The following is a 23,715-nucleotide window of genomic DNA, read 5'->3' on the forward strand; positions in this document are numbered from 1 at the left end:
TTTTTCCTCCTCTTGCAAGAAAGGCGAGCCTCTATGCTTAGAGACTCGCCGTATCTGTCAAATCTTATTTTTTCAGCCAGCTCATCATTTCTCTCAGTTCCTTGCCTACATGGCACAGCTGATGATCTGCCGCTTTTTTGCGGGATGTCAGGAATTTTGCTTTGCCGCCTGCGTTCATTTCCTGAACGAATGTGCTTGCAAATGTACCATCCTGAATTTCAGCCAGTACCTGCTTCATGCCTTCTCTGGATTCTTTTGTGATGATACGTTTACCTGTTACATAGTCGCCGTATTCTGCTGTATTGGAGATGGAATATCTCATCTTATCGAAGCCGCCTTCGTAGATCAGGTCTACAATCAGCTTCATTTCATGGATACATTCAAAGTATGCCATTTCGGGTTCATAGCCTGCTGCTACCAGTGTTTCAAAGCCTGCTGTCATCAGCTCACAAACACCGCCGCACAGAACTGCCTGTTCCCCAAACAGGTCTGTTTCTGTTTCTTCCTTGAAGGTTGTTTCCAGAATACCTGCTCTGCCTGCACCGATTGCTGCTGCATAAGCCAGTGCAAATTCTTTTGCCTTGCCGGATTTATCCTGTTCTACTGCAATCAGGCAGGGAACGCCGCTGCCCTGTGTATACAGGCTTCTTACAATATGACCGGGACCCTTAGGTGCTACCATGGATACATCCAGATAATCTGCGGGCTGAATCTGGCTGTAATGGATGTTGAAGCCATGCGCGAACATCAGTGTGTCGCCTTCCTTCATGTGCTTTGCAATCTGGTTTTTGTAGATAGCGGGAGCCAATTCATCGGGAACCAGCATCATAACTACGTTACCTGCTTCCGCTGCTTCTTCAATACCCAAAACCTTCAGACCTGCTGCTTCTGCCTTTGCAACATGTGCAGAGCCGGGTCTCAGACCTACAACAACATCTACGCCGCTTTCCTTCAGGTTCATAGCATGAGCATGACCCTGGCTGCCGAAGCCGATGATAGCGACTGTTTTGCCGTCCAGCATACCTAAGTTACAATCCTGATCATAATACTTGTTAATCATTTGAATCTCTCCTTTTTTGTCTTATCTTTGGTGTGTATATGTTTAATCCGTATGGATTAAATGTCTTATTAAATTAAATACAAATCAAATGCCTGTTAAGTGCTTTTCTTCGCTGGAATCTCTTGCCATGCCGGTTACGCCTGTACGGGAAACCTCAATGATATCATACTCCTCCAGCATACCCATAAAGCCGTCAATCTTTTTGGGAGAGCCTGTCAGCTCGATAATCATGCTTTCCTTATTCAGACCAACTACCTTGCCACGGTAAATTTCCGTCATTTCATGCAGGGCAGAGCGTTCCTCCTGTGTTGCTTTAATCTTGACCAGAAGCAGCTCTCTGTAAAGGCTGTTGGTATCGGGCAGAACATACGCTTCATTGACATTTTCCAGCTTTTTCATCTGTGCGATAATCTGATACAGCACATTTTCATCATCCCCATTGACCACCAGCGTAATCTTTGTGATGCCGGAAACATTCGTTTCGGATGCGGTAATGGTGCTGATGTTAAAGCTTCTGCGGCCAACCAGACTGGAAATACGTGCAAGTACATTCGGCTGGTTTTCTACCATCAGGCAAATCACAGTTTTATTGACTGCTTTTTTCTCCATAATTGCTTTCATTCCCCTGCACCTCCTTATTCCAGAATCATATCATCTACGGTGCCGCCGTTGGGAATCATAGGCAATACCTTGATTTCTCTGTCGATATCACAGCAAATCCAGACAGGACCTTTTTCCTGCAATGCCTGCTTGAATGCTTCCTTGAAGCCTTCCTCTGTATCCACATGGAAGCCCTTGCCGCCAAAGCCCTCGATGACCTTTACGAAATCTGTCTTTCTTTCGGGTGTTGTGGATGAATAGCGTCTGCCATAGAAGGCTGTCTGCCACTGATACACCATCCCCAGAACCTGATTATTCAGGATGACAGTGATGATTGGCATTTCCTCGCTCACCGCTGTGCAGGCCTCATTCAAATTCATGTGGAAGGAGGCATCTCCTGTAAAATGAACCACTCTCTTTTCCGGAAAAGCCGCCTGTGCACCGATGGCTGCGCCATAGCCATAGCCCATCGTTCCCAGACCGCCGCTGGAAAGAAAATGTCTTGTTTCCTTATGCTTGATGTACTGTGCCGCCCACATCTGATGCTGACCGACATCGGTAACAAAGATTGTGTCCTTATCCACCATATCGCAGACATCCCGAATCAATCTGCCGGGATGCAGTCCTTCGCCGCGATAGGCAACCTTTTCCTGCTCCTTCTGCCATTCTGCGATTTTTCCGCGCCATGCAGGATGCTCTCTCTTTTCGAGCAGGGGCAGCAGTCTTTCCATAAAATCCTTGACATCGCCTACGATATACTGATCTACGGGTACGTTTTTATTGACCTCACAGGGGTCGATATCTACCTGAATTTTTACTGCTTCAGGGGAAAATTTTTCAATATTCAGAGCAACACGATCGCTGAATCTGGTTCCCAGTGCGAGCACCAGATCTGCATGGAAAAGCGCCTCATTCGCTGTGACACTGCCATGCATCCCAATCATGCCGAGGGCTCTTTCATCATCATAAGGCACCAGACCTGCCGCCATCATGGTATGCGCCGCAGGAATATCCGATGTTTCCATCAGTGCATGCAGCTCCTTTTCCACCTGACGCGCCGCAGCGCCGCCGCCGCAATAAATAACGGGACATTCTGCCTTGTTGATTGCATCCGCAACCTCCTGCAGCTCCTCATCTGTTGCCTTGGGCATTTCCTTTAGGGGAAGGGGTCTTTCCGGCACATAATCAACCAGTGCCGCCGTTACATCTTTTGTTACATCCACAAGCACAGGCCCCTTGCGGCCGCTCTGGGCAATGCGAAATGCCTGTCTCAGGGCATTTGCCAAATCCTCAATACGGTTTACAAAAAAATTGTGCTTCGTAATTGGCATCGTAATGCCGGTAATATATACTTCCTGAAACGCATCTCTGCCGATCAGGTTATTTGTCACATTGCTGGTAATGGCAACCATGGGAACGCTGTCCATATAAGCTGTTGCAATCCCGGTTACCAGATTTGTTGCACCGGGGCCGCTTGTTGCGAAAACAACGCCCGTTTTGCCTGTGGCTCTGGCATAGCCGTCCGCCGCATGAGACGCGCCCTGTTCATGGGCTGTTAAGATGTGCTTGATACGATCCTGATATTCATACAGCGCATCATATACATTCAGTGCTGCGCCGCCGGGATACCCGAAAACCGTATCCACGCCGTGTTCCAACAGAACCTCCAGAATCAGTTGGGCACCTGTTTTTTTCATACGTGGTCCCTCCTCATTTGAAACTCATTAAACTCTTTTTATCTTTTGTATGTTGTAAATAAGAATGATGTATCATTCATTATACCCCTTATCTGTATCCTGTCAATTCAGAAAAAGCGAAGGCAAACGATAATCCATCTGTACAAAAATTGATACAAAAAATCCCATTATGTATACATGCAGGTAAATTCATACAAAAAAATCACCACAAGAACCAGCTACATTTTCCATTTTTCATCATTTCACCCATACTGAAATACATTTGTACGCACAGGCAGAAAATTGTGCAAATTCTTGTATAAAAACCCTGTGCGACTTGAAATTTCTTTTGCGCAGAGTGTTTACTTTGCATACAGTTTACTGCATCCGAAATTATACTGCTTTATTCCCATAATGCATCCATCTTTTTTGCTATCTGAGATTTTCTTTTTTCCGTTGCCGCTGCATCCTTTTTCCAGATGCCGTCCGTATCCGGAAAAACAACATCTCCCTCCCGAATGTCTGCGGCAAGTGCCTGCTTCGGGACATCCCTTGTCTGATTTTCTTCCAGAAGAACCGCATAGTCCCCCTCAAATCGATCTACGATAATAAGCATCTTCTTCCGCTCCTTTTTTCTCTCCTTCTATGGCTTGCTCCGGCTTGTTTATGGCTTGCAGGTGCCGCAGGGCGTATAGCCAAGGGAAATGGCTTCCTCTCTGTCCTCAAGATAAATACGGTTTTCCTCATCCGGCAAGGAGGCACAGCTTTCCAGATGAAATTTCTTCGATTTCTTGTTCGCGATATAAACAACCTCCTCCGCAGGGGTGTTGTTTTTTGCCGCATCTGCATAAACCTCTGTGCCGCTGACGCTGTTACAGTTGAAGGCAATATTTTTCCCGTCTGTGGTGCAGACAATATTCCCCTGCAAATCGGTACGGTAAATCTCTGCACCAATGCTTTGCAGCCGCTGCAGGGCTTCTTCCTCCGGATGATGATAGCTGTTGCCTACGCCGACGCTGATGACGGCATATTTCGGCTTTACCGCCTGCAAAAATGCCTGACTGCTTGAGGTGCTGCTGCCATGATGCCCAACCTTCAGCACATCCGCCTGCAAATCATAGCCCGCCTGCAAAATGTCCTTTTCCGCCGTTTCCTCCGCATCCCCCGTGAAAAGGAAGGCAGTCTCGCCTGCGTTTACCTTCAACACAATGGAATTATTGTTGAAATCCTTATATTCCCTCTGTGGGCCGAGCACCTCAATTTCCAGACCGTTGAAATCAATCGTATCCCCGGGGCTGGGCGATTTGATTTTCAGCCCCTTATTCGCAACGGCATCCAGTACATCCTCAAAGGTTTTACTGGTGTGCATGATTTTCGGCATATAAACCGCGTCCACATCAAAATGATTGATAATAGCATCCAGTGAGCCGATGTGATCCTCATGCGGGTGCGTGCCCACAACAGCATCCAGCTTTTCTACCCCCTGCCCCTCTAAATAGGAAAGAATCGTGTCGGCATCGCCGTTATTCCCCCCATCAATCACCATATAATGCCCTTTTGTGCTTAATAGGGCGCAGTCCGCCTGCCCGACATTCAGAAAATCCACCCGCAGGAGAACATCCTCCGTCTGAATGGTATCGACCGCCATGCCATGCTGTGTTGCCTCCGAAACCGAACAGCCCGTCAGCGCAAAGAGCATACTAAGCAGCAATAAAATTCCCTTAAATCCTTTTCGTTTCATCTTCTTCTCTCCCTTCTTTTCCCCATTTTACCATCCCCAAAGGCGAACACAACATTAAAATTTTTTCTGCACAAAAAATGACCTCCAAAAGCCAGATTCCTTCATCTGCCCTTTCGAGGTCATTTTCATTTTTTCAAAATTTATTTTTTTACGGAATTTCTTATTTTTTCGCCTGATTCATGCGCTCCAAGGCATCATTCGCCGCATTCTGCTCCGCTTCCTTCTTGCTTTTGCCGCTGCCCTTGCCCAGCACTGCGCCGTCGTGCGTGACCTCTGCCACAAAAACCTTATTGTGATCGGGGCCATGCTCATCCACAATGGCATATTTCAAAGGCACCTTACTGGTTTTTTGAATGACCTCCTGCAAATGTGTTTTGCAGTCCAAGTTGCGGAAGTTGCTTTTGGTGCTTTCAATGCGTTCTTCCATGAAACCCATGATATATTTCGTCACGGCTTCCATGCCGCCATCCATGCAGATGGCACCGATAATCGCCTCAAAGGCATCCGCCAGAATGGAATCTCTGCTTCTGCCGCCGGTGCTTTCTTCCCCCTTGCCAAGCAGCAAGCAGCGCCCCACGCCAAGCTTTCTGGAAAGCTCCGCCAAAGAGCCTTCGCAGACCACCGCCGCGCGCAGCTTTGTCAGCTCGCCCTCCGGCATCTTCGGGAAATGGCGATACATATATTCGCTCACAACCATATCCAGCACCGCATCCCCCAGAAATTCCAGACGCTCGTTGTTTTCATGGCTGCCTTTTTTCGTTTCGTTGGCATAGGAGCTATGTGTCAAGGCCAGAATCAGCAGATTTTTATCCGAAAACGTATATGCAATTTTCCGTTCAAATTCTTCCAGATTCAGATGGTTCATATTTATTCTTCTTCCTTTGCCGCAACCAGCTCTGCAATATAATCCAATACATCGCCAACCAGTTTGATGCTTTCTGCTCTATCATTATCAAATTCGATGTCAAATTTTTCTTCCAATGCAACAATAATCTGGAACAGCTCCAGAGAGTCTGCATTCAGATCTGCAAATGCTGTTTCAGCAGAAAGGCTGTCTACGGGTACGCCCAGCTGCTCCGCAATTACGCCCAGTGCTAAAGATTCATCCATGTTCATTACCTCCAATGTTCTCTTTTTTTACCTTCCTACTATACTCTATTTCCCTGTTTTTGTCAGCAGGAAATTATGAAAATTCACAAAAATTTAAGAATATAGGAGTACGCCTCTGCGGTAAATTTCTCAGATTTTATCCTTGATTTTGCCGATGATATCCGCTTCGGCAAACAGCACACACTGCCGCACCGCGTTCTTAAATGCCTTCGCGTTGGAGCTGCCATGCGCCTTGACAACCAGAGATTTCAGACCGATAAAGGGTGCGCCGCCGATTTCATCGGAATCCATGAATTTCTTCATATTTTTAAAGGGAGTTTTCAGAATCAGCGCGCCTACCTTATAAAAGCCCTGCATGATTTCACCCTTCAGGATTTCAAAAATCGTCTTTGCCAGACCCTCGGAAAGCTTCAGAATCGTATTGCCGACAAAGCCATCGCACACAATGACATCCGCTTCGCCATAGGGAATGTTTCTCGGCTCAATGTTCCCTGTAAAATTGATGGTGTCCGTCTGTTCCAGAAGCTCGTAGGTTTCCTTTGTCAGTGCGTTGCCCTTTTCCTTTTCCGCACCGATATTCACCAACGCCACCTTCGGATTTTTGATACCGAAAACATTTTCTACATAGACAGAGCCCATCTTTGCAAACTGCTCCAAATATTTGGGCTTGCAATCCACATTTGCGCCGCTGTCCAGCAGAAAGGTAAAGCCTGTTTTTGTCGGCAGGCAGGTTCCCAGAGCGGGACGCTCCACGCCGGGCAAGCGCCCGACAATCAGCAGTGCGCCTGTCAGCAATGCGCCTGTGCTGCCCGCAGAAACGATTGCATCCGCTTCGCCATTTTTCACCAGATTCAGCGCAACCACCAGAGAGGAATCCTTTTTGCGGCGAATCGCCATCGTAGGGGATTCATCCGTACCGATGACCTCGGAGGCGTGTACGATTTCAATTCGTTCCTTATCATATTGATATTTTGCCAGTTCCGTACGAAGCTGCTCCGCAGGACCGACCAGCTTAATATTTACATCCAGTTCCTTCACTGCATCCACTGCACCCTTGACGGTTTCCAGGGGCGCATAATCGCCGCCCATTGCGTCCAGTGCTACTGTAATTCTTTTTCCCATATTTTTTCCACCCTTCTGTGGTTTTTTATACATATTTTTCAGTATACCTATTTCAACAGAAAAAAACAATCTTTTTTCACAATAACAAAAGGGCGGTCAAAGACCGCCCTCAATCAAAATCGAATTAGTCAACTTTGATGATTGTTTTCTTGTTGTAAGCACCGCAAGCCTTGCATACCTGATGAGGAACCATCAGTTCGCCGCATTTGCTGCATTTTACCAGATTGGGTGTTGCAATTTTCCAGCTCTGTGCTTTTCTCTTGTCTCTTTTGGATTTAGACACTCTACCTTTGGGTACAGCCATTTCTACACCTCCTCGTCATCACTGAAAAGAGCCCTCAAACTTTCGAACCTAGGATCTCTAATTGTACGGTCGCATCCGCAATCGCCTTCATTCAGATCCTTGCCGCAGACAGGACAGAGCCCCTTGCAGTCCTCCCTACAAAGCACTTTCATAGGAAGTTCTCCAATGATACCTCTTTTCACAAAATCCGCAAGATCGATCTGATCTCCCGTAAAAGTTTCTGTCTCTTCGTTTTCTCTGCCTGTATGAGCAAAACGTTCCTTAATTTCGAAGCAAAGCTCTTTTCTGACCGGTGCAAGGCAACAACTGCATTCCATCAGCACTGCCGTTTCACCCTTTGCATCCAGAACGAAAACATCGTCCTCATTTTTAAGAGTTCCCTCAATTTTTACAGGCTCTGCAAATTCCACGACATCGGGATAATCCTTCGCATCATCAATCTGTTCTACCAGCTCTACAGGAAGGGTTGCCCCGTTTCTATTGAACAAATATCCCATTTCGATAATCATGAAATCACCCCTAAATAGTCATACCATAGTATTATACTAAAGCGAATCTTATTTGTCAAGCAATTCCTTTGTATCTCTTGCGATAACCAGTTCTTCGTTTGTAGGGATAACAAATACTCTTACTCTGGAATCTGTAGCAGAAATTTCCAGTGCTTTGCCTCTCAGAGAGTTATTGTAGGAGTCAATGTGAACACCCAGGAAGCCCAGATAATCACAGATTGCTCTTCTGGTTGTGCCGGAGTTTTCACCCAGACCTGCTGTGAATACGATTGCGTCAACGCCGTTCATAGCTGCTGCATAAGCGCCGATTCTCTTAGCTACTTTGTAAGCGAATACGTCCAGAGCTGTTTCTGCTCTGTCATTGCCGTGTTCTGCTGCTTCTTCGATATCACGGAAGTCGGAGGATACGCCGGAGATACCCAGTACGCCGGATTTCTTGTTCAGGATATTATCCATTTCGTCTACGGTCAGGTTTTCCTTCTTCATGATATAAGTTACAGCTGCAACGTCAACGTCACCTGCTCTTGTACCCATTACCAGACCTTCCAGAGGTGTGAAGCCCATGGTAGTATCAATGGATTTACCGTTTCTTACCGCACAAACGGAACCGCCGTTGCCCAGATGGCAAGTGATTGTCTTTGTCTGGTCATAGGGTCTGTCCATCATTTTTGCAGCTTCTTCGGATACGAATCTATGGGATGTACCGTGGAAGCCATATCTTCTTACTTTATATTTTTCATAGTATTCGTAAGGCAGAGCGTACATATAAGCTCTTTCGGGCATTGTCTGATGGAAAGCTGTATCGAATACTGCTACCTGAGGTACGCCGGGCATGATTTCTTCGCAAGCATGGATACCGATCAGGTTTGCGGGGTTGTGCAGAGGTGCCAAATCGCAGCATTTTTCGATTGCTTCGATAACTTCGGGTGTAATAATTACGGAGTTTGCGAAATATTCACCGCCGTGTACTACACGATGACCAACTGCGTTGATTTCCTTCATGGATTTCACAACACCGTATTCGGGGTTTGTCAGTGCATCCAGAACCATTTTAACGGATACGCTGTGGTTTTCCTGATAATCATCGAAGATAACGGCTTCTTTGCCGGCAGGCTGATGTTTCAGTCTGGAGCCTTCGATACCGATTCTTTCACACAAGCCTTTTGCCAGTACGTTTTCTGTTTCCATGTCGATCAGCTGATACTTCAGGGAAGAGCTGCCGCAGTTCAGTACAAGAATTTTCATTTTTTTCTCTCCTTTGATCTCTACCTTTATTCTTAAAAACCGTGGGACGCTGTCCCACACCCTGCTAGGGGAATGATTCCCCTAGCACCCCCAGTTGCAACACCATGTACATGGTGTTGCGGTATCGGGTGCAGGGGCTGAGCTCCTGCTGGGGGTATTGGGGGTAAAGCCCCCAAGGTCTTTTTATTTGTTAGCCATTACCTGTGCCTGTACGCTTGTCAGAGCAACAACTGCAACGATATCGTTTGCGGAGCAGCCTCTGGACAGGTCGTTTACGGGCTTTGCAATACCCTGCAGGATAGGACCGAAGGCTTCTGCATTACCGAATCTCTGAACCAGCTTATAGCCGATGTTACCTGCATCGATATCGGGGAATACCAGAACGTTTGCCTTGCCTGCTACTGTGCTGTTGGGAGCCTTCAGTTCGCCAACCTCCTTCACGATAGCAGCATCCAGCTGAATTTCGCCATCCAGCTTCAGATCGGGATATTTTTCCTTCGCAATCTTCACTGCATCTACAACCTTTGTTACATCAGCATGCTTTGCGGAGCCCATTGTGGAGTGGCTCAGCATAGCAACTCTTGCTTCCTTGCCGATGAAAGCATTGTAGGATTTTGCGGAATCGCCTGCAATGCAAGCCAGTTCTGCGGGGTTGGGGTTCTGGTTCAGCGCACAGTCAGCGAACAGCAGGATGCCGTCATCGCCATACTGAGGTGTCTTTGTAACCATGATGAAGAAAGAGGATACCAGCTCTGTGCCGGGTGCAGTTTTCAGAATCTGCAGTGCGGGTCTCAGGGTATCTGCTGTGGAATGGATTGCGCCGGAAACCATACCGTCTGCAACGCCCATCTTAACCAGCATAACTGCAACAAACAGAGAATCATCCATCAGGATTTTTCTTGCTTCTTCCAGTGTCATGCCTTTGCTCTTTCTTGCTTCTGCAAGACCTGCAACCATTTCGTCCATTCTGTCGTAGGTTTCGGGGTCTACGAAAATTGCCTTAGAAACATCAAAGGAGCCGGCAGCTTCCATGATTTTATCCTTCTTACCAATCAGAATGATATCTGCCAGTTCTTCCTTCAGGCATTCAGCCGCTGCCTCCAGGTTTCTTTTTTCATAGGACTCGGGCAGAACGATTACCTTCTTGTCTGCCTTTGCTTTTGCTTTCATTGTGCTTAAAAAGTCCACAGGTATTACCTCCTATTTTTTATAAAATATTTTTTTACTTTTTCTTTTATCGAGCAGTCCGATTCTTTCAAACGGACATACCAAACTACTTTATTATAAACAAAACAATCCCTGTATACAAGGGTCTGCCGCCAAAAAATCATATTTTTTTGAAAAAATCCCTCTGTTTTTCCCGTCAGAAAACCTCAGGAAATCCTTCTGCCACAGATTTTGCAGGAAAACTGCCCCGGCTGCAGCTGCGCGCCGCAATGCGGACAGGCAGACGGACTTCCGTCCTTATGACCGGAAAACATACTGCTGATATCCATCTGAAATGCCTTCCCTCTGAGCCCTCGGTACAGATTAAAGCCGCCCAAAAGAACCAGAAGCACCGGCAGTAAAGCCGCATAGCCTTTTCGTTTCGCAGGTCTTGCACTATGTGCGTCATACCATCCGCTTTTGATGCCTTCTGTGACAAGCATCAGCATTGCAATCCCAACCACAATCAAAAGCACCGAAATTACGATATTCCTTACAGAAGCTCTTTTTCCGCCATCCATAAACAAGTCCCCTTCCAAAAAAAGCTTTTTCTCAGCCTTCTGCGTGCATTTCATCCACCACGGGAAATTCCATAAAAAAGGTTGTTCCCATATATTCGCGGCTTTCGATACGGATACTGCCGCCAAGAGAAGCCACCGCCGCATTCACCACATCCAGACCAACCCCTCTGCCGGAAAACATCGTGGCACTTGCCTTTGTGGTAAAGCCGGGGCGCAGCAGAAAGGCGTAAATCTCACTGTCCTCATATTCGCTTTCAGGCTTTTTCAGAAGCCCTTTTTCCTTCGCCTTTTGCAAAATCTGGTCACGGTTCAGACCACGCCCATCATCGCGGAACGCAACAAAAACCTTCTGCGCCGCCTTGCTGATTTCCACAGAAATCTCCCCGACAGGGGTTTTCCCCATCTGCTCGCGGTCTGCCTTGGATTCCAGACCATGATCCATGCTGTTTTTCATCATCTGCAAAACCGCCATGGAAACCTTATCATAAATATCTCTGGGCACCTCCGTATCCGCACCGGAAATTTTTACAGTAAATTCCTTCTGCAATTCCCTGCTCATTACCTTTGCCAGACGATCCATCTGCGGCAGAAGTGCCTCAAAATTCGTATAGGGAATCCGCTTTTTTCCCTTTCTGGTATAGGCAATCTGATAGCTTGGGCCCTCCGGCTCATTCTCACTGTCCACATGAAAAAGGAAATTCTTGATGCGGCGCACCACTGCCCATCCGAAATCCGTTACCTCGTCATCCGTTTCCAGACGGCGCAGCTCCCGCTTCAAAAAGCCGGAAACCATACGCAAAAGCTGCAAAATCGACTGCAAATCCTTCTGCGCAGGCGCGGATTCCTCTCGCAGGTAGGAAAATAAATCCTCCGCCGCGTGCGCTGTTTCGGAAATGGCAGGATAGCCCATCATCGCCGCAGAGCCCTTGATGCTGTGCATCGTGCGGTACAGGCTGTTGACCTCCTCCGCCGTCACCTCAAATTCCTCTGCATTTGCCTTGGATTCAATAAATCCATCAATTTTATCTACATTTTTCCATGCTTCCTCCAGAAAAAGTTCCTGCAGGAAATCCGGATTTTCAACAAACCGCTCCACCTAATCATCCTCTTATCATAAAAGAATTTTCATCCTGTTTTTGATTTTACCCCTGTGCATGGAGACGCAGAAACGAGAAATCCCATTTCTCCGCCCATGTTATCACAAGTATAGACCTAAATTGAGAAAATTGCCATACGATTTTTTTAAAAAAACAGAAAAAATATGGTATACTTTATTTTAATCAGAAATTGAACATCAGAAAGGAGACTTTCTTATGAAAACCCTTGGTATCATTACCGAATATAACCCCTTTCATCAGGGGCATGCCTATATGCTGGAGCGAGCAAAACGAAAGGCCGATGCCGACCGCGTGGTTGTCATCATGAGCGGCAGCTTTGTGCAGCGGGGGGAGCCTGCCATTTTCAATAAATGGACAAGAACCGCCGCCGCGCTGAAAAACGGTGCAGATTTAGTATTGGAGCTGCCTGTGCTTTTTGCCGCAGCCAATGCGGAAACCTTCGCCAGAGGGGCAGTGCGCCTGCTGACAGAAAGCGGCATTGTGGATACGCTTGCCTTTGGCTCCGAAAGCGGCAACTTGCAGGAATTGCAGGAGGCGGCGAAAATTCTTGCAAACGAAACAGAGGAATTTCAACGGCTATTAAAGGAGTTGCTCGGTGAGGGGCTTTCCTATCCTGCCGCGCGCGCGAAGGTTCTGGAAACGCTTTCGCAGATTAACAGCGACATCCTTTCCAAGCCAAATGACATTTTAGGCTTGGAATATCTCAAGGCGTTGGACTATTATTCCTCTCCCATTCTGCCGCTGACCATCCGACGCAAGGGTGATTACAACAGCCTTTCCCTTTCAAATGGCTATGCATCCGCAAGCGCAGTGCGGAAGGCATTGACAGAGGAGAACAGCACCGAAGCCATGCTGCATCTGCCCGAAAATACGCATGACCTCTATAATAAAGCACTTTCCATCGGCACAGCACCCGTTTTCTGGGATGCACTCATGCCTGCTCTGCATTATAAGCTACGCACCACCTCGATTGAGGAGCTGAAGGAGATTGCAGAGGTGACAGAGGGTCTGGAAAATCGGATTCTCCATTCCATTGACAGCTGCTATTCCTTTGAGGAAATGATGGATTTCATCAAAACAAAGCGCTACACACGCACGAAAATTCAGCGTATCCTGCTTCATATTCTTCTGGATATCAAGGAATCCGAGGTTTCGTATTTCCTCAATCTGCCGAAAATGCCCTATGTGCGTGTACTGGGCTTTCAGAAGGATCATTCCGATATTCTCGCAGATTTAACGGAGCAGGCAAAATGCCCCGTTCTGACAAATCTGAAAAAAGCCCCCGCGCTTCTGAATGAGGACGGGCTTGCCATGCTTGCTCTGGAAAAAACAGCGACCGATTTGCACGCTCTGGCGTACCCCAACCCGATTTATCGCGCGCCGAATCAGGATTTCACAAACCCCCTTGTCATTCTCTGACCGACAGCAGCATAAAATAGAATCAAACAGGAAAAGCCGAAGAATTCAGATTTCCTCGGCTTTTTTATTTTATGGGAGGGATTGCATGAAAAAGGGGGCTTTGCTGTTGGGCAGCTGTGCCTGCTTTCTGATTTTTGCCCTGCTTTGCTTTCCCGCAGAAATGCTTGCCGCTTCCGCAGAAGGGGTACAGCTCTGGCTGACAAAGGTATTCCCCTCCTTGTTTCCGTTTCTGGTTGCCTGCGGTATCCTACTGCGCATTGGTGCGGCACAGCGGATGGGTGCGGCTCTGCGCCCTCTGATGCAGCCCTTGTTTCACCTGCCGGGTATTGCCGCCTTCCCCTTCTTTTTCGGACTTCTTTCCGGATACCCCATGGGGGCAAAGCTGACCGCGCAGCTTTATGAGCAAAGACAGCTTTCCCTCGCCGATGCACAACAGCTTCTTGCCTTTTCCAACTGTCCCGGGCCCTTGTTTCTGATTGGCACGGTTGGCGTTGGCTTTTTCGGCATGCCTGCCTTTGGGTATCTGCTTTGGCTCTCCGCCTTTCTCGGCGCAGTCGCCACAGGTATTCTCTTTCGCAGGAAAAAATCCGTTCCCACCTTTCATTCTGTTTCCGTTCCTTCCTGCCAAACTCTGGCAGAGGTGCTTTCCGCTTCTGTTGCGGATGCACTTCGCACCATTCTGCTGATTGGGGGGTATCTCATTTTGTTTGCGGTGCTTTCCGCGGCAATGGAGCAGGCAGGGCTATTTTCTCTGCTCTCCCGTCTGCTGTTTTTTCTGCCGCTTTCCACGGAAACACTGCGCGGCCTTTGCAGTGGTATTCTGGAAATGACAAACGGAGCGCATCTCCTAAGCCTCTCCCCCGATGGTCTGCGTCTGCGGCTGACGCTGGTCGCATTTCTCGTTTCCTTCGGCGGTCTTTCCATTCTGGGACAGACCTTCGGCGTGCTTGCCGCCATGCCCATATCAAAAAAAGACTACATCAAAGGGAAGCTTATCAATGCCCTTTTCAGCAGTCTTTCTTTCTTTTTGCTCTATCCGTTCTTTTATCCATACGCACAAAAAGAAGTTCCTGTGTTTTTTTCGCTCACAGAAACCTCTTTTACGCTCTCTTTTCTCTGGCTTTTGCCAAGCCTGTTTTTCCTCGCGGTGCTTTGCTATGCAATTTCCCGCAGAGGATAAGGGAAATCATTTGCCCATACGCAGCTCCTGAATATTTTCCGCCAGAACATCCAGTGTCTGCGCGAAGTAATCATCTGTCTTGATGCTTTCGCTGTAAACAACGGATTTCAGCTCCTTCAGCTTACCTTCCGCATCCGCCAGCACGCTTTCCGCATATTCCATTGCGCCCAGACGCATATCCTTGGAGGTCTTCTTTGCAGAATCAATGATTGCCGCCGCCTGTTCGTAAGCCTTCTTTGTTACTTCGTTTTCATCCACAAGGCGCACCATACGGTCTTCCGCATTTTTTACGATTTCATCCGCTTCTCTCTGCGCATCAATCAGAATTTTATTTCTTTCCTCGATAACCCATTTGGACTGCTTCAGCTCATTGGGCAGCTTCATGCGGATTTCGCTGATAATATCGTAAATTTCCTCTTTATTTACAGTAACCTTACTGCTGAACGGCACAGCCTTGCTGCTGTCCATAACATCTTCCAATTCATCTAATAACTGCAATACAGAATCCATTCTATCTCCCTCACTTCTGATATTTTTCTATAATAAAAGGTTTAATCTCAGCGGGTACCATAAAGCTGATATCTCCGCCAAACACAGCAACTTCCTTCACATTCGTGGAGCTCAGGGCAAGATGCTCCTCATCCGCCGCCAGATAAACCGTTTCGATTTTATCATACAGCTTGCGATTGATAAGAAACATGGGATATTCCGCGGAAAAATCCAGTGTGTTACGCAGCCCTCTGACTGCGATATTCGCGCCGATTTCCTTTGCAAAATCCACCAGAAGCCCCTGAAAGGAAGCGACCTCTACGTTTTCAATATGCTTTGTTGCCAATTCCAGATGATGCTTTCTCTCCTCTACAGTGAAAAGAGATTTTTTGTTGGGATTTTCCAACACTGCCACCACAAGACAGTCAAATAAATTTGCGGCTCTTTCAATGATATCCATGTGCCCTAAGGTAACAGGATCAAAGCTGCCTGCATAAATTGCTTTTTTCATACGTTTTCTTCCTCCGCGCACAGGAACGTCAGGGTTGTTGTCTTATACACCTTTTCACGCAAAATTTTCATACCCTTCGGAATTGTGAGCGCAATCTGCGAGGAGCCTTCTGCAATGAGATACCCCTCCGCCTTTAACAAACCATTTTCCGCAATTCTTTCCAGTACGGACGTATACAGCCCCGCTTCATAGGGCGGGTCCATGAAAATAATGTCGAATTTCTTTCCTTCCGCCGCAAGCCTGTCCAGCGCAGAAAGCACATCCGTTTGCAAAAGCCTTGCTCTTCCCTGCAGCTTGGTATGCACAAGGTTTGCCTGAATAACCTTCTGACATTCTGCCGCATTTTCCACAAAAACAGCCTCCGCCGCTCCTCTGGAAAGTGCCTCAATCCCAATCGCACCGCTGCCGGAAAATAAATCCAGAAAGCTTACCTCGGGCAAGTCGAACGCTATGATATTAAAGAGGGTTTCCTTTATTCTGTCCGTCGTCGGTCTGGTTGCCAGCCCTTCGATGGTTTGCAGATTATGACCCTTTGCTGCTCCTGCGATGACACGCATACTGTCTGCACCACCCAAAAAACCTAATTTTACATGATATCGTTTAGAGTATAGCAAAAAAAATTTCAGTTGACAACCAAAAAGAGAAAAAACACAGAAAAACTCACATTTCCAGACGTTTTCCGTCCAAATATCCCGCGATTCGCGCTTTCAGGGGCTGATGCTCCGTCTGCTCCAGATTCCTGTCCTTCCGCAAAAGCTCTGCCGCTGCTGCCTGCGCCTCCTTCAGAATCGGCAAGTCCCGACAGAGGTCTGCAATCTTCAGCTCCGGCAGACCATGCTGACGGATGCCGAAAAATTCCCCCGGTCCGCGCAGCTTTAAGTCCTTCTCGGAAATGACAAAGCCATCCTCCGATTCCGTCATGGTTTTCATGCGCTCCTTCGCGACCCTTGTTTTTGTGTCGCTCACCAGAATACAATACGATTTTTCCGCGCCACGCCCAACGCGCCCGCGCAGCTGATGCAGCTGTGCCAAGCCGAACCGCTCCGCATTTTCAATCAGCATAATGGTTGCATTCGGCACATTGATGCCAACCTCAACGACTGTTGTGGATACAAGAACATCAATCTCCCCTGCCGCAAAGCTGTCCATGATTGTCTGCTTTTCCTTCGCCTTCATTTTTCCATGCACACAGGCAACGCGGCAATGCGGCAGTTCCTCTGTCAGCTCCGCGGTATACTCCAGAACGGACTGCACCTCTAATTTCTCATTTTCCTCAATCATCGGGCAGATGACATACGCCTGTCTGCCTGCCACAACGTGCTTTTCGATAAAGGCATAAATCCGCGGATGATATCTGCTGTCTACCGCCGAGGTGTCAATTTTCTGTCTGCCGGGCGGCAGCTCATCAATAATAGAAATATCCAAATCGCCATATAGAATCAGTGCTAGGGTGCGTGGAATCGGCGTTGCCGTCATGACAAGGGTATGCACATTTTCGCCCTTTTCTGCCAAGGTGCTTCTCTGGCGAACCCCAAAGCGATGCTGTTCATCCGTAATTGCCAGACCTAATTTTTGAAATTCGACTCCCTTTTGAATCACGGCATGGGTGCCAATCACCATCTGCGCCGTGCCGTCAGCGACCTGCGCCAGACGTTCCCGTTTTTCCTTCGCCGTCAGGCTGCCCGTCAGCAAAACAACCGTAATCCCTGCCGGCTCCAGCAGCTCACGGAAGGATGCCGCATGCTGCCTTGCCAGAACCTCTGTCGGTGCCATCATTGCCGCCTGATAGCCATTCTGTATTGTCCAATACGCCGCAAGCAACGCTACCGCCGTTTTGCCGCTGCCAACATCCCCCTGCACCAGACGGTTCATGATTTTGCCCGATGTCATGTCCTGCACGATTTCCGCAAGAACGCGCTTCTGCGCATCTGTCAGGGCAAAGGGAAGAAGCGTTTCGCCATCCTGCAAGGCTTTTTTCTTTTTCAGCCGAATCCCTTCGCCCCTCTCCTCAAGCGTACTTTTCAGCTGATAAAGTGCCGTCTGCAACAAAAACAGTTCCTCGAAAACCAAACGCCGTCTGGCATCATAAAAGCCCTGCTCTGTTTTGGGAAAATGGATGTTTTCTATCGCAAAATTGCGTTCCGCCAAATGATATCCCTTTCTCAGCCAGAGGGGCAGCTCCTCCTGCATGCCGCCGCTCATTTCCTTCAAGGCCTCCTCCATCAGATTGCGGAGCATTTTCTGCGAAAGCCCCTCTACGGAAGGATAAACCGGAAGGATGCGCCCCCCTGCGAAATTCTCCCCAATCCGCTCACATTCAGGGGAAACTACCTCTGTTCTGCCGTATTTTTTTTGCAGCCTGCCGGAAAAAAGATACCATTCGCCGATTTTCAGACTGCTTTTCATGTAGGGCTGATTATACCACAGCACCCCAACCGCACCTGTTTCGTCGTAGACCTTCATTCTGGTATACACAAGCCTGCCGTGGCGGCTGTTCTGCCCCTCCTCCTTTATCTGCGCCAGAAAGGTAGCAGGTTCATCCGGCGGCAGGTCTGCAATTTTCAGTATTTCGCTTCTGTCCTTATATTCTCTGGGGTAATGCGTCAGCAAATCCTCCACTGTCACAATACCCAGCCTATGCAGCCTTTTTTCTCTCTGCTCGCCAACGCCCTTGAGCACGGAAACCGTATCCTGTCCTCGCATGAGACACACCTCCCTTCTTTTTTCCGCAAAGATTTCTACAAAGAAACAGGGAGATTTCATCTAAGAATCTCCCCATTTTGTTTTGTTATTTTTATTCAATAGAAATAATGTAGTAATACAAAGGCTGACCGCCGTCCTGCACCTCTACCTCGCAATCGGGGAATTCTTCCTCGATAAAGGCAGACAATTCCTTCGCGTCCTCCTCTGCTGTGTCCGCACCGTAATAAATGCTGACAACCTCGCTTTCCTCTGTGATGGCATTGCGCAAAAGCTCCTTCGTGCCCTCCATCACATCCTCTGCGACTACCTCGATTTCATCATTCAGCATCCCAAGGATATTGCCTTCCTTGATTTGCTTATCACCGATGGAGGTATCTCTGACCGCATAGGTTACGGTTGCGGTATCCACCTGCTGAATGGCATCCTTCATTGCCGCTTCCATTTCATCGGGGTCTGCGTCATGCTCATAGCAGAACATCGCGCTGATACCTTCGGGAACGGAACGGGAAGGAATGACATGCAGCTTTTTCTCCTCGCTCAGCTTTGCCGCCTGCTCTGCCGCCAAAATGATGTTTTTATTATTCGGCAGAATAAAGATATGCTCTGCATTGATTTTATCCACCGCATTGAGGATATCCTCTGTGCTGGGGTTCATGGTCTGTCCGCCCTCAATGACCTCATCCACACCAAGGTTTTTGAAAATCTTCGTCAGCCCCTCGCCTGCGGAAATAGAAACAAAGCCGACATCCTTCTTAGGCTGCTCCGCCTTGGGTGCTTCTACCTTGGGTGCTTCTGCGCTGAAATTGATTTTATTTGTATGCTGTTCTCTCATGTTATCAATCTTCAGGCCACTCAGACTGCCGATGGTCAATGCTTTTTCAATCGCCAAGCCGGGATGGTCTGTATGCACATGAATCTTAATGATATCATCATCCGCAACGCAAACAATGGAATCCCCAATTGTGCCAAGATATGCTTTCAGTGCTGTTGTCACGCCTTCATCCGCATGGTCTACGTTGATGAAAAACTCTGTGCAGTACCCAAAGGTAATGCTTTCATTTTCCACAGAAGCCAAGGATGCAAAATTCATTTCGGGTGCCGCTGTGTTTTGGTTCTCCTGCAACACAACGGGCAAATCGCCGCCCATCTGCTTGAGTGCGCCCTCCAGAATATACAGCAGACCTCTGCCGCCTGCATCCACAACGCCTGCCTGCTTCAACACAGGGAGCATTTCGGGTGTCTGCACCAGAACCTTGTGTCCGTCCTCGATAATGCCCTTCAGGAATACCTCGATTTCGTCTGTTTCCTCTGCCAGCCTTACCGCAGCCTCCGCACAGCCTCTTGCAACTGTCAGAATCGTACCTTCCTTCGGCTTCATCACTGCCTTATATGCTGTTTTCACTGCCTGCTCTGCCGCCGCAGCCAGCTCCTGCACACCTGCTTCCTCCATGCCCTCCAATGCCTTTGCAAAGCCACGGAAGATCTGAGAAGTAATTACGCCGGAGTTCCCTCTTGCGCCTCTCAGGGCTCCGCCGGATGCCGCCTTTGCGATATCCGCCACCTGTAAGGAGCCGTTTTTCTCTGCTTCTCTTGCCGCCGCCATAACGGTCAGAGACATATTTGTGCCGGTATCCCCATCTGGTACGGGGAATACATTCATTGCGTCTACCAGCTGTTTATTTGATGCCAATTCATTCGCACCGGCAATCATCATTCTGCCTAAGCGAACACCGTTCAATTTCGTTGTACTGCTCACCAATAGTTCCTCCTCTTGCTCAGTTGTCGACCCTTACGCCATCAACAAAAATATTTACATCCTCAACCTCAACCCCTGTAAATTCCTCCACAGAATATTTCACAGTGCTGATGATATTATCTGCAATGGCGGAAATATTGGTACCATATTCCACAATAATATGCAAATCAATACTTACCTTATTTGCATCAATGCGCATTTTGATTCCCTTTGTCAGGCTTTCCAGCTTCAAAAGCTGCACCAAGCCATCCTTCACATTTTTTGCAGCCATGCCGACAATGCCGTAACATTCAATCGCCGCATAGCCTGCAATCCTTGCAATCACTTCGCGATCAATACTGATAACGCCATATTCGTTTTCTAATTTTGCTGCCATACTGACCAGCCTCCTATTCTAAAAACCTTCGGCTATTTTTTTACAGATGTATAGATGTTAATAGTATACCATTGTATATGCAATTTTGAAAGCTATTTTTCTCTTTTCCATAAAAAAGAAGAAGAATCTGCATGCAAATTCTTCCTCTCTCCAAGCTATTTATTTTTTGCTCCGCGGCTTTTCAATCACCACATCATAGGAGCCGCCAACCCAATAGGAGGGGTTTTTCAGCGTAAGGGTGATATTTTCCCGTTTTCCTCTGGGTAGGTAGAAAATATCCTCCTGCACTAAAATCCCATCCTTTTCTTCCTCACTGCTGTCATACGGAATACGTCCAAATTCCTGCTCATCATCGGCATAGTCCAGATTGACCGCGTACATCTTTCGGATTCCCTTTGCAGGTAGCGTCCGATAGCGCACCGTTATCTTCGTTGCCTCTTTGGGTTCCTCAATTTCATCATAGGGATTATCATAAATAGTATCCTCCTGTACGGCAGATAAAAATTCAACCGTTCCATAATGGAATTTCACCCGCGGCAGCTCCGCCCCTTCCGTCAAGGGAATCTCCACGTCGTGCGTTTCCTTGTCCGTTCCCGTATAGGCTGTACGATGTAATGTCAGAGGAAAATCCCTTTCCGTTCCTTCTAATATAAACTTTCCACCGTTTTCCAGCGAATCATATTGCATGCTCATCCGTTCTCCCGCTGCATTCAAAATATAGACATACGAATCCTTTTCAAACTGATACGGATAAATGTTAATTCCCGTATGAAACCAATCCTTCATTGCCTGCGCCACCTCAGCAGAGGGAATCAGGTAATATTCCACCGCAATCGTATTTCCATCTACATCAGCATTTGCAACCACCGAAGTTTTATTTTTCGTTACCGAATATCCAAGGTCTTTGGGATTTTCCGTTGTTTTCGCTTTCACTACCTTCAAATGAATTTTCTCATCGAAGCCCTTAATCGAAAACGCGTAGTCATAACAGCCATCCTTCAGATAAAGCCGTTCCGAGCAGTGCGGCGTATACTGCAGCACCTTGCCTTCATTGCTTATATGCCAGCCACAACCGGAAAACCAAATCACCCTGCTTTTTTCTCCGTAATAGTAGGTGACTTCATATTTTTCAGACAATTCATCGACAATTTTATCTTTTCCGTTTTTTTCTGTCGGCAAACCCTCTCCGGTGAATACAAAATCCCCTTTGAGCATATTGTTTTCACAATAAAAACCTTTCAGCTCCACACGCACGCCGTCCTTCTCCTGCACAGGGTTGTCAATCTGCACCTCATAAATTTCCGCGTCTGTATCGTTGATATAAACCCCAACACCGGGCAGATAATGCAGGATACGCTGGAAATATGCCGCAATCGGCTTGCGTGCAAACGCCCCGACCGCAACCAGACAGCAAACTGCCGCAATCAGAATACGCCTTTTCTGCCATTTTTTCTGCTGCTTTGCTTCCGCCTGCAGCTTCTCCAGTGCCATTTTCTCTATCCGTTTCGCCGCTGTTTCGTCCTCCATCTGCGGCAGTGCTTCCGGCAAATTCCGCAGGAGATCTTCCTCCTCCAGATAATCAAATACATCCTTCATAAAATCCCCCTCCTTCCAATGCTTTTCTCAGCTTTTCCAAGCCACGCCGCACCTTCTGGTCCACTGTGTTCTCCTTTAACCCTAACGCAGACGCAATCGTTTTTGTCGGATAGCCATAATAAAATTTCCAAATCAATATTTTTTCATCCGGTTCTCCCAAGGAACGAATTGCTTGAAGCAGCACTTCCCTGTCCTCAAAGGATACCTCCTTCGGATTCTCCTGTATTTCTTCGTGCAGAGGCAGATTTTCTGCCTTTTTCCTGTAGCAATCTGCCGCCCTCCGCCGCGCAAGCGTTGCTAAAAATACACGAAATCCGCCTTTTTCCAAATCAATCTTTTCCCGATAACGATACGCGTCCACAAAAACATCACTCACACATTCCTCGATGTCTTCCTGCGGAAATTCCGCCAGCTTGTTTCTCACAATGTAATAGCAATACCCCATATATTGCCGCATCAATTCCTTCATGCCCTCATTCGGCCTTTTCTGTAATAAGGTCAGCAGACTTCTTTCGTCCATGCAATCCCTCCTCCCTTTATCTATCTATTCTCCGAAAAATAATGAAATCTGACAACTGTTTTGAAAAAAGTTTTGGAAAAAACGCAAAAAATCGTCGAAATTTCTTCTGACGATTCCATAAATCTGTTTTTATGCAAAGAAAAAGAGAGCCTTTTCAGACTCTCTTAAACTAGGGTAGCAGGATTCGAACCTGCGAATGACGGAATCAGAATCCGTTGCCTTACCGCTTGGCGATACCCCATTATACCAACCATCAGCTGGATTTGAGACCTGGGCTAGCTGGATTCGAACCAGCGAATGCAGGAGTCAAAGTCCTGTGCCTTACCGCTTGGCGATAGCCCAATATACGATAATGCAAACTGCTGAAAGAAAAAGCGCGAGACGAGATTCGAACTCGCGACCCTCGCCTTGGCAAGGCGATGCTCTACCACTGAGCCACTCGCGCATACGCTGCAGCCGAGGGGACTTGAACCCCTACCCAGAAACCCGGACTAGATCCTTAGTCTAGCGCGTATGCCAATTCCGCCACGGCTGCACAAATGAAAAATGAGTCATCCGGGACTCGAACCCGGGACACCTGGATTAAAAGTCCAGTGCTCTACCAACTGAGCTAATGACCCACAAAAGGGTGGATAGTGGGATTCGAACCCACGACCTCCAGAGCCACAATCTGGCGCGCTAACCAACTGCGCCATACCCACCATAACAGATTTGACATGAAAAAAGAAATTGGATTCCGGCGACCATCTACTCTCCCAGGCAGCTGCCCACCAAGTACCATCGACCGCCTAGGTCTTAACCGTCGTGTTCGGAATGGGAACGGGTGTGTCCCCTAGGCGCATCATCACCGGAAATCTTTCTTTTATTAAGGTGTTACACCTTCAAAACTGAATACAAACTTAGCAATCCTTGAGTAATCTTTTTTTGGTCAAGCCCTCGATCTATTAGTATTG

At 47.6% G+C, this 23,715-nt stretch carries 24 protein-coding genes, 6 tRNA genes and 1 rRNA gene; 2 read left to right on the forward strand and 29 right to left on the reverse strand.

Going from position 1 to position 23,715, the window contains the following annotated elements:
• Positions 1-64: 64 nt before the first annotated feature.
• From ilvC to GPK49_RS05320, 14 genes are all read right to left on the reverse strand, one after another.
• Entirely contained in the window at positions 65-1,060 is a 996-nt protein-coding gene (gene ilvC, locus GPK49_RS05255) for a ketol-acid reductoisomerase (RefSeq protein ID WP_118579669.1), read from the reverse strand.
• Between the two features lie 84 nt (positions 1,061-1,144).
• Positions 1,145-1,681, reverse strand: coding sequence for an acetolactate synthase small subunit (gene ilvN, locus GPK49_RS05260; protein WP_016408280.1), 537 nt, complete (start codon positions 1,679-1,681; stop codon positions 1,145-1,147).
• A gap of 14 nt (positions 1,682-1,695) precedes the next feature.
• On the reverse strand, positions 1,696-3,357 hold the full coding sequence (gene ilvB, locus GPK49_RS05265) for a biosynthetic-type acetolactate synthase large subunit (RefSeq protein WP_215676961.1): 1,662 nt from the start codon (positions 3,355-3,357) through the stop codon (positions 1,696-1,698).
• Between the two features lie 382 nt (positions 3,358-3,739).
• Positions 3,740-3,952 (reverse strand): DUF3006 domain-containing protein, encoded by a 213-nt coding sequence (locus tag GPK49_RS05270; RefSeq protein WP_215676962.1) that lies wholly within the window; start codon positions 3,950-3,952, stop codon positions 3,740-3,742.
• A 48-nt stretch (positions 3,953-4,000) separates the two neighbouring features.
• Positions 4,001-5,077, reverse strand: a complete 1,077-nt coding sequence (locus GPK49_RS05275) for an MBL fold metallo-hydrolase (protein WP_215676963.1) — start codon at positions 5,075-5,077, stop codon at positions 4,001-4,003.
• A gap of 160 nt (positions 5,078-5,237) precedes the next feature.
• Positions 5,238-5,942, reverse strand: a complete 705-nt coding sequence (gene rnc, locus GPK49_RS05280; RefSeq protein ID WP_016408276.1) for a ribonuclease III — start codon at positions 5,940-5,942, stop codon at positions 5,238-5,240.
• A gap of 2 nt (positions 5,943-5,944) precedes the next feature.
• The gene (locus tag GPK49_RS05285) at positions 5,945-6,187 is read right to left on the reverse strand and encodes an acyl carrier protein (RefSeq protein WP_016408275.1); all 243 of its coding nucleotides are present in this window, start codon (positions 6,185-6,187) and stop codon (positions 5,945-5,947) included.
• A 129-nt stretch (positions 6,188-6,316) separates the two neighbouring features.
• Complete coding sequence (gene plsX, locus GPK49_RS05290) at positions 6,317-7,297, reverse strand: phosphate acyltransferase PlsX (RefSeq protein ID WP_215676978.1); 981 nt, start codon at positions 7,295-7,297, stop codon at positions 6,317-6,319.
• A gap of 136 nt (positions 7,298-7,433) precedes the next feature.
• On the reverse strand, positions 7,434-7,613 hold the full coding sequence (rpmF, locus tag GPK49_RS05295) for a 50S ribosomal protein L32 (RefSeq protein WP_016408273.1): 180 nt from the start codon (positions 7,611-7,613) through the stop codon (positions 7,434-7,436).
• Positions 7,614-7,615: 2 nt separating this feature from the next.
• Positions 7,616-8,122: a YceD family protein gene (locus GPK49_RS05300; RefSeq protein ID WP_016408272.1), complete on the reverse strand. Its 507-nt coding sequence runs from the start codon at positions 8,120-8,122 to the stop codon at positions 7,616-7,618.
• 48 nt (positions 8,123-8,170) lie between these two features.
• Positions 8,171-9,367, reverse strand: a complete 1,197-nt coding sequence (locus GPK49_RS05305) for an acetate/propionate family kinase (RefSeq protein ID WP_016408271.1) — start codon at positions 9,365-9,367, stop codon at positions 8,171-8,173.
• A gap of 183 nt (positions 9,368-9,550) precedes the next feature.
• The gene (gene pta, locus GPK49_RS05310; protein ID WP_016408270.1) at positions 9,551-10,555 is read right to left on the reverse strand and encodes a phosphate acetyltransferase; all 1,005 of its coding nucleotides are present in this window, start codon (positions 10,553-10,555) and stop codon (positions 9,551-9,553) included.
• A 185-nt stretch (positions 10,556-10,740) separates the two neighbouring features.
• The gene (locus GPK49_RS05315; protein WP_178276344.1) at positions 10,741-11,094 is read right to left on the reverse strand and encodes a hypothetical protein; all 354 of its coding nucleotides are present in this window, start codon (positions 11,092-11,094) and stop codon (positions 10,741-10,743) included.
• A 31-nt stretch (positions 11,095-11,125) separates the two neighbouring features.
• Positions 11,126-12,190 (reverse strand): ATP-binding protein, encoded by a 1,065-nt coding sequence (locus GPK49_RS05320; protein WP_016408268.1) that lies wholly within the window; start codon positions 12,188-12,190, stop codon positions 11,126-11,128.
• 217 nt (positions 12,191-12,407) lie between these two features.
• Here GPK49_RS05320 and GPK49_RS05325 point away from each other — a divergent pair, with 217 nt between their 5' ends.
• Positions 12,408-13,631: a nucleotidyltransferase gene (locus tag GPK49_RS05325; RefSeq protein WP_215676964.1), complete on the forward strand. Its 1,224-nt coding sequence runs from the start codon at positions 12,408-12,410 to the stop codon at positions 13,629-13,631.
• 85 nt (positions 13,632-13,716) lie between these two features.
• Positions 13,717-14,811: a nucleoside recognition domain-containing protein gene (locus tag GPK49_RS05330; RefSeq protein ID WP_215676965.1), complete on the forward strand. Its 1,095-nt coding sequence runs from the start codon at positions 13,717-13,719 to the stop codon at positions 14,809-14,811.
• Between the two features lie 6 nt (positions 14,812-14,817).
• Here the strand turns inward: GPK49_RS05330 and GPK49_RS05335 are convergent, their stop codons facing one another.
• From GPK49_RS05335 to rrf, 15 genes are all read right to left on the reverse strand, one after another.
• The gene (locus tag GPK49_RS05335; RefSeq protein WP_016408265.1) at positions 14,818-15,321 is read right to left on the reverse strand and encodes a hypothetical protein; all 504 of its coding nucleotides are present in this window, start codon (positions 15,319-15,321) and stop codon (positions 14,818-14,820) included.
• A 10-nt stretch (positions 15,322-15,331) separates the two neighbouring features.
• Entirely contained in the window at positions 15,332-15,811 is a 480-nt protein-coding gene (coaD, locus tag GPK49_RS05340; protein ID WP_016408264.1) for a pantetheine-phosphate adenylyltransferase, read from the reverse strand.
• On the reverse strand, positions 15,808-16,368 hold the full coding sequence (gene rsmD, locus GPK49_RS05345) for a 16S rRNA (guanine(966)-N(2))-methyltransferase RsmD (protein ID WP_215676966.1): 561 nt from the start codon (positions 16,366-16,368) through the stop codon (positions 15,808-15,810). Before rsmD ends, coaD begins: the two co-directional genes overlap by 4 nt.
• 103 nt (positions 16,369-16,471) lie before the next feature.
• The gene (gene recG, locus GPK49_RS05350; protein WP_215676967.1) at positions 16,472-18,514 is read right to left on the reverse strand and encodes an ATP-dependent DNA helicase RecG; all 2,043 of its coding nucleotides are present in this window, start codon (positions 18,512-18,514) and stop codon (positions 16,472-16,474) included.
• A gap of 91 nt (positions 18,515-18,605) precedes the next feature.
• Complete coding sequence (locus GPK49_RS05355) at positions 18,606-20,270, reverse strand: DAK2 domain-containing protein (RefSeq protein WP_444876940.1); 1,665 nt, start codon at positions 20,268-20,270, stop codon at positions 18,606-18,608.
• A gap of 19 nt (positions 20,271-20,289) precedes the next feature.
• Positions 20,290-20,646 carry an Asp23/Gls24 family envelope stress response protein gene (locus GPK49_RS05360; RefSeq protein WP_016408260.1) on the reverse strand — a complete coding sequence of 119 codons (357 nt, stop codon included), beginning with the start codon at positions 20,644-20,646 and terminating at the stop codon, positions 20,290-20,292.
• A 159-nt stretch (positions 20,647-20,805) separates the two neighbouring features.
• On the reverse strand, positions 20,806-22,242 hold the full coding sequence (locus tag GPK49_RS05365) for a DUF4179 domain-containing protein (RefSeq protein ID WP_215676968.1): 1,437 nt from the start codon (positions 22,240-22,242) through the stop codon (positions 20,806-20,808).
• On the reverse strand, positions 22,226-22,762 hold the full coding sequence (locus GPK49_RS05370; RefSeq protein ID WP_215676969.1) for an RNA polymerase sigma factor: 537 nt from the start codon (positions 22,760-22,762) through the stop codon (positions 22,226-22,228). Before GPK49_RS05370 ends, GPK49_RS05365 begins: the two co-directional genes overlap by 17 nt.
• A gap of 169 nt (positions 22,763-22,931) precedes the next feature.
• Positions 22,932-23,003, reverse strand: a tRNA-Gln gene (locus GPK49_RS05375).
• A gap of 29 nt (positions 23,004-23,032) precedes the next feature.
• Positions 23,033-23,104: transfer RNA gene (locus tag GPK49_RS05380), tRNA-Gln, on the reverse strand.
• A 31-nt stretch (positions 23,105-23,135) separates the two neighbouring features.
• A tRNA-Gly gene (locus GPK49_RS05385) sits at positions 23,136-23,207 on the reverse strand.
• 6 nt (positions 23,208-23,213) lie between these two features.
• A tRNA-Leu gene (locus tag GPK49_RS05390) sits at positions 23,214-23,297 on the reverse strand.
• 12 nt (positions 23,298-23,309) lie between these two features.
• Positions 23,310-23,382: transfer RNA gene (locus GPK49_RS05395), tRNA-Lys, on the reverse strand.
• 7 nt (positions 23,383-23,389) lie between these two features.
• A tRNA-His gene (locus GPK49_RS05400) sits at positions 23,390-23,463 on the reverse strand.
• A 33-nt stretch (positions 23,464-23,496) separates the two neighbouring features.
• A 5S ribosomal RNA gene (gene rrf / locus GPK49_RS05405) occupies positions 23,497-23,614 on the reverse strand.
• Positions 23,615-23,715 lie beyond the last annotated feature (101 nt).

The organism is Clostridium sp. MCC345 (genome assembly GCF_018785345.1).
Taxonomy (GTDB): Bacteria; Bacillota; Clostridia; order Lachnospirales; family Anaerotignaceae; genus Anaerotignum_A; species Anaerotignum_A faecicola.

Coding starts and splice junctions, on each gene's coding strand:
- ilvC (WP_118579669.1), bottom strand. CDS start 1,060: ATGATTAACAAGTATTATGATCAGGATTGTAACTTAGGTATGCTGGAC.
- ilvN (WP_016408280.1), bottom strand. CDS start 1,681: ATGAAAGCAATTATGGAGAAAAAAGCAGTCAATAAAACTGTGATTTGC.
- ilvB (WP_215676961.1), bottom strand. CDS start 3,357: ATGAAAAAAACAGGTGCCCAACTGATTCTGGAGGTTCTGTTGGAACAC.
- GPK49_RS05270 (WP_215676962.1), bottom strand. CDS start 3,952: ATGCTTATTATCGTAGATCGATTTGAGGGGGACTATGCGGTTCTTCTG.
- GPK49_RS05275 (WP_215676963.1), bottom strand. CDS start 5,077: ATGAAACGAAAAGGATTTAAGGGAATTTTATTGCTGCTTAGTATGCTC.
- rnc (WP_016408276.1), bottom strand. CDS start 5,942: ATGAACCATCTGAATCTGGAAGAATTTGAACGGAAAATTGCATATACG.
- GPK49_RS05285 (WP_016408275.1), bottom strand. CDS start 6,187: ATGGATGAATCTTTAGCACTGGGCGTAATTGCGGAGCAGCTGGGCGTA.
- rpmF (WP_016408273.1), bottom strand. CDS start 7,613: ATGGCTGTACCCAAAGGTAGAGTGTCTAAATCCAAAAGAGACAAGAGA.
- GPK49_RS05300 (WP_016408272.1), bottom strand. CDS start 8,122: ATGATTATCGAAATGGGATATTTGTTCAATAGAAACGGGGCAACCCTT.
- GPK49_RS05305 (WP_016408271.1), bottom strand. CDS start 9,367: ATGAAAATTCTTGTACTGAACTGCGGCAGCTCTTCCCTGAAGTATCAG.
- GPK49_RS05315 (WP_178276344.1), bottom strand. CDS start 11,094: ATGGATGGCGGAAAAAGAGCTTCTGTAAGGAATATCGTAATTTCGGTG.
- GPK49_RS05325 (WP_215676964.1), top strand. CDS start 12,408: ATGAAAACCCTTGGTATCATTACCGAATATAACCCCTTTCATCAGGGG.
- GPK49_RS05330 (WP_215676965.1), top strand. CDS start 13,717: ATGAAAAAGGGGGCTTTGCTGTTGGGCAGCTGTGCCTGCTTTCTGATT.
- GPK49_RS05335 (WP_016408265.1), bottom strand. CDS start 15,321: ATGGATTCTGTATTGCAGTTATTAGATGAATTGGAAGATGTTATGGAC.
- coaD (WP_016408264.1), bottom strand. CDS start 15,811: ATGAAAAAAGCAATTTATGCAGGCAGCTTTGATCCTGTTACCTTAGGG.
- rsmD (WP_215676966.1), bottom strand. CDS start 16,368: ATGCGTGTCATCGCAGGAGCAGCAAAGGGTCATAATCTGCAAACCATC.
- recG (WP_215676967.1), bottom strand. CDS start 18,514: ATGCGAGGACAGGATACGGTTTCCGTGCTCAAGGGCGTTGGCGAGCAG.
- GPK49_RS05360 (WP_016408260.1), bottom strand. CDS start 20,646: ATGGCAGCAAAATTAGAAAACGAATATGGCGTTATCAGTATTGATCGC.
- GPK49_RS05365 (WP_215676968.1), bottom strand. CDS start 22,242: ATGAAGGATGTATTTGATTATCTGGAGGAGGAAGATCTCCTGCGGAAT.
- GPK49_RS05370 (WP_215676969.1), bottom strand. CDS start 22,762: ATGGACGAAAGAAGTCTGCTGACCTTATTACAGAAAAGGCCGAATGAG.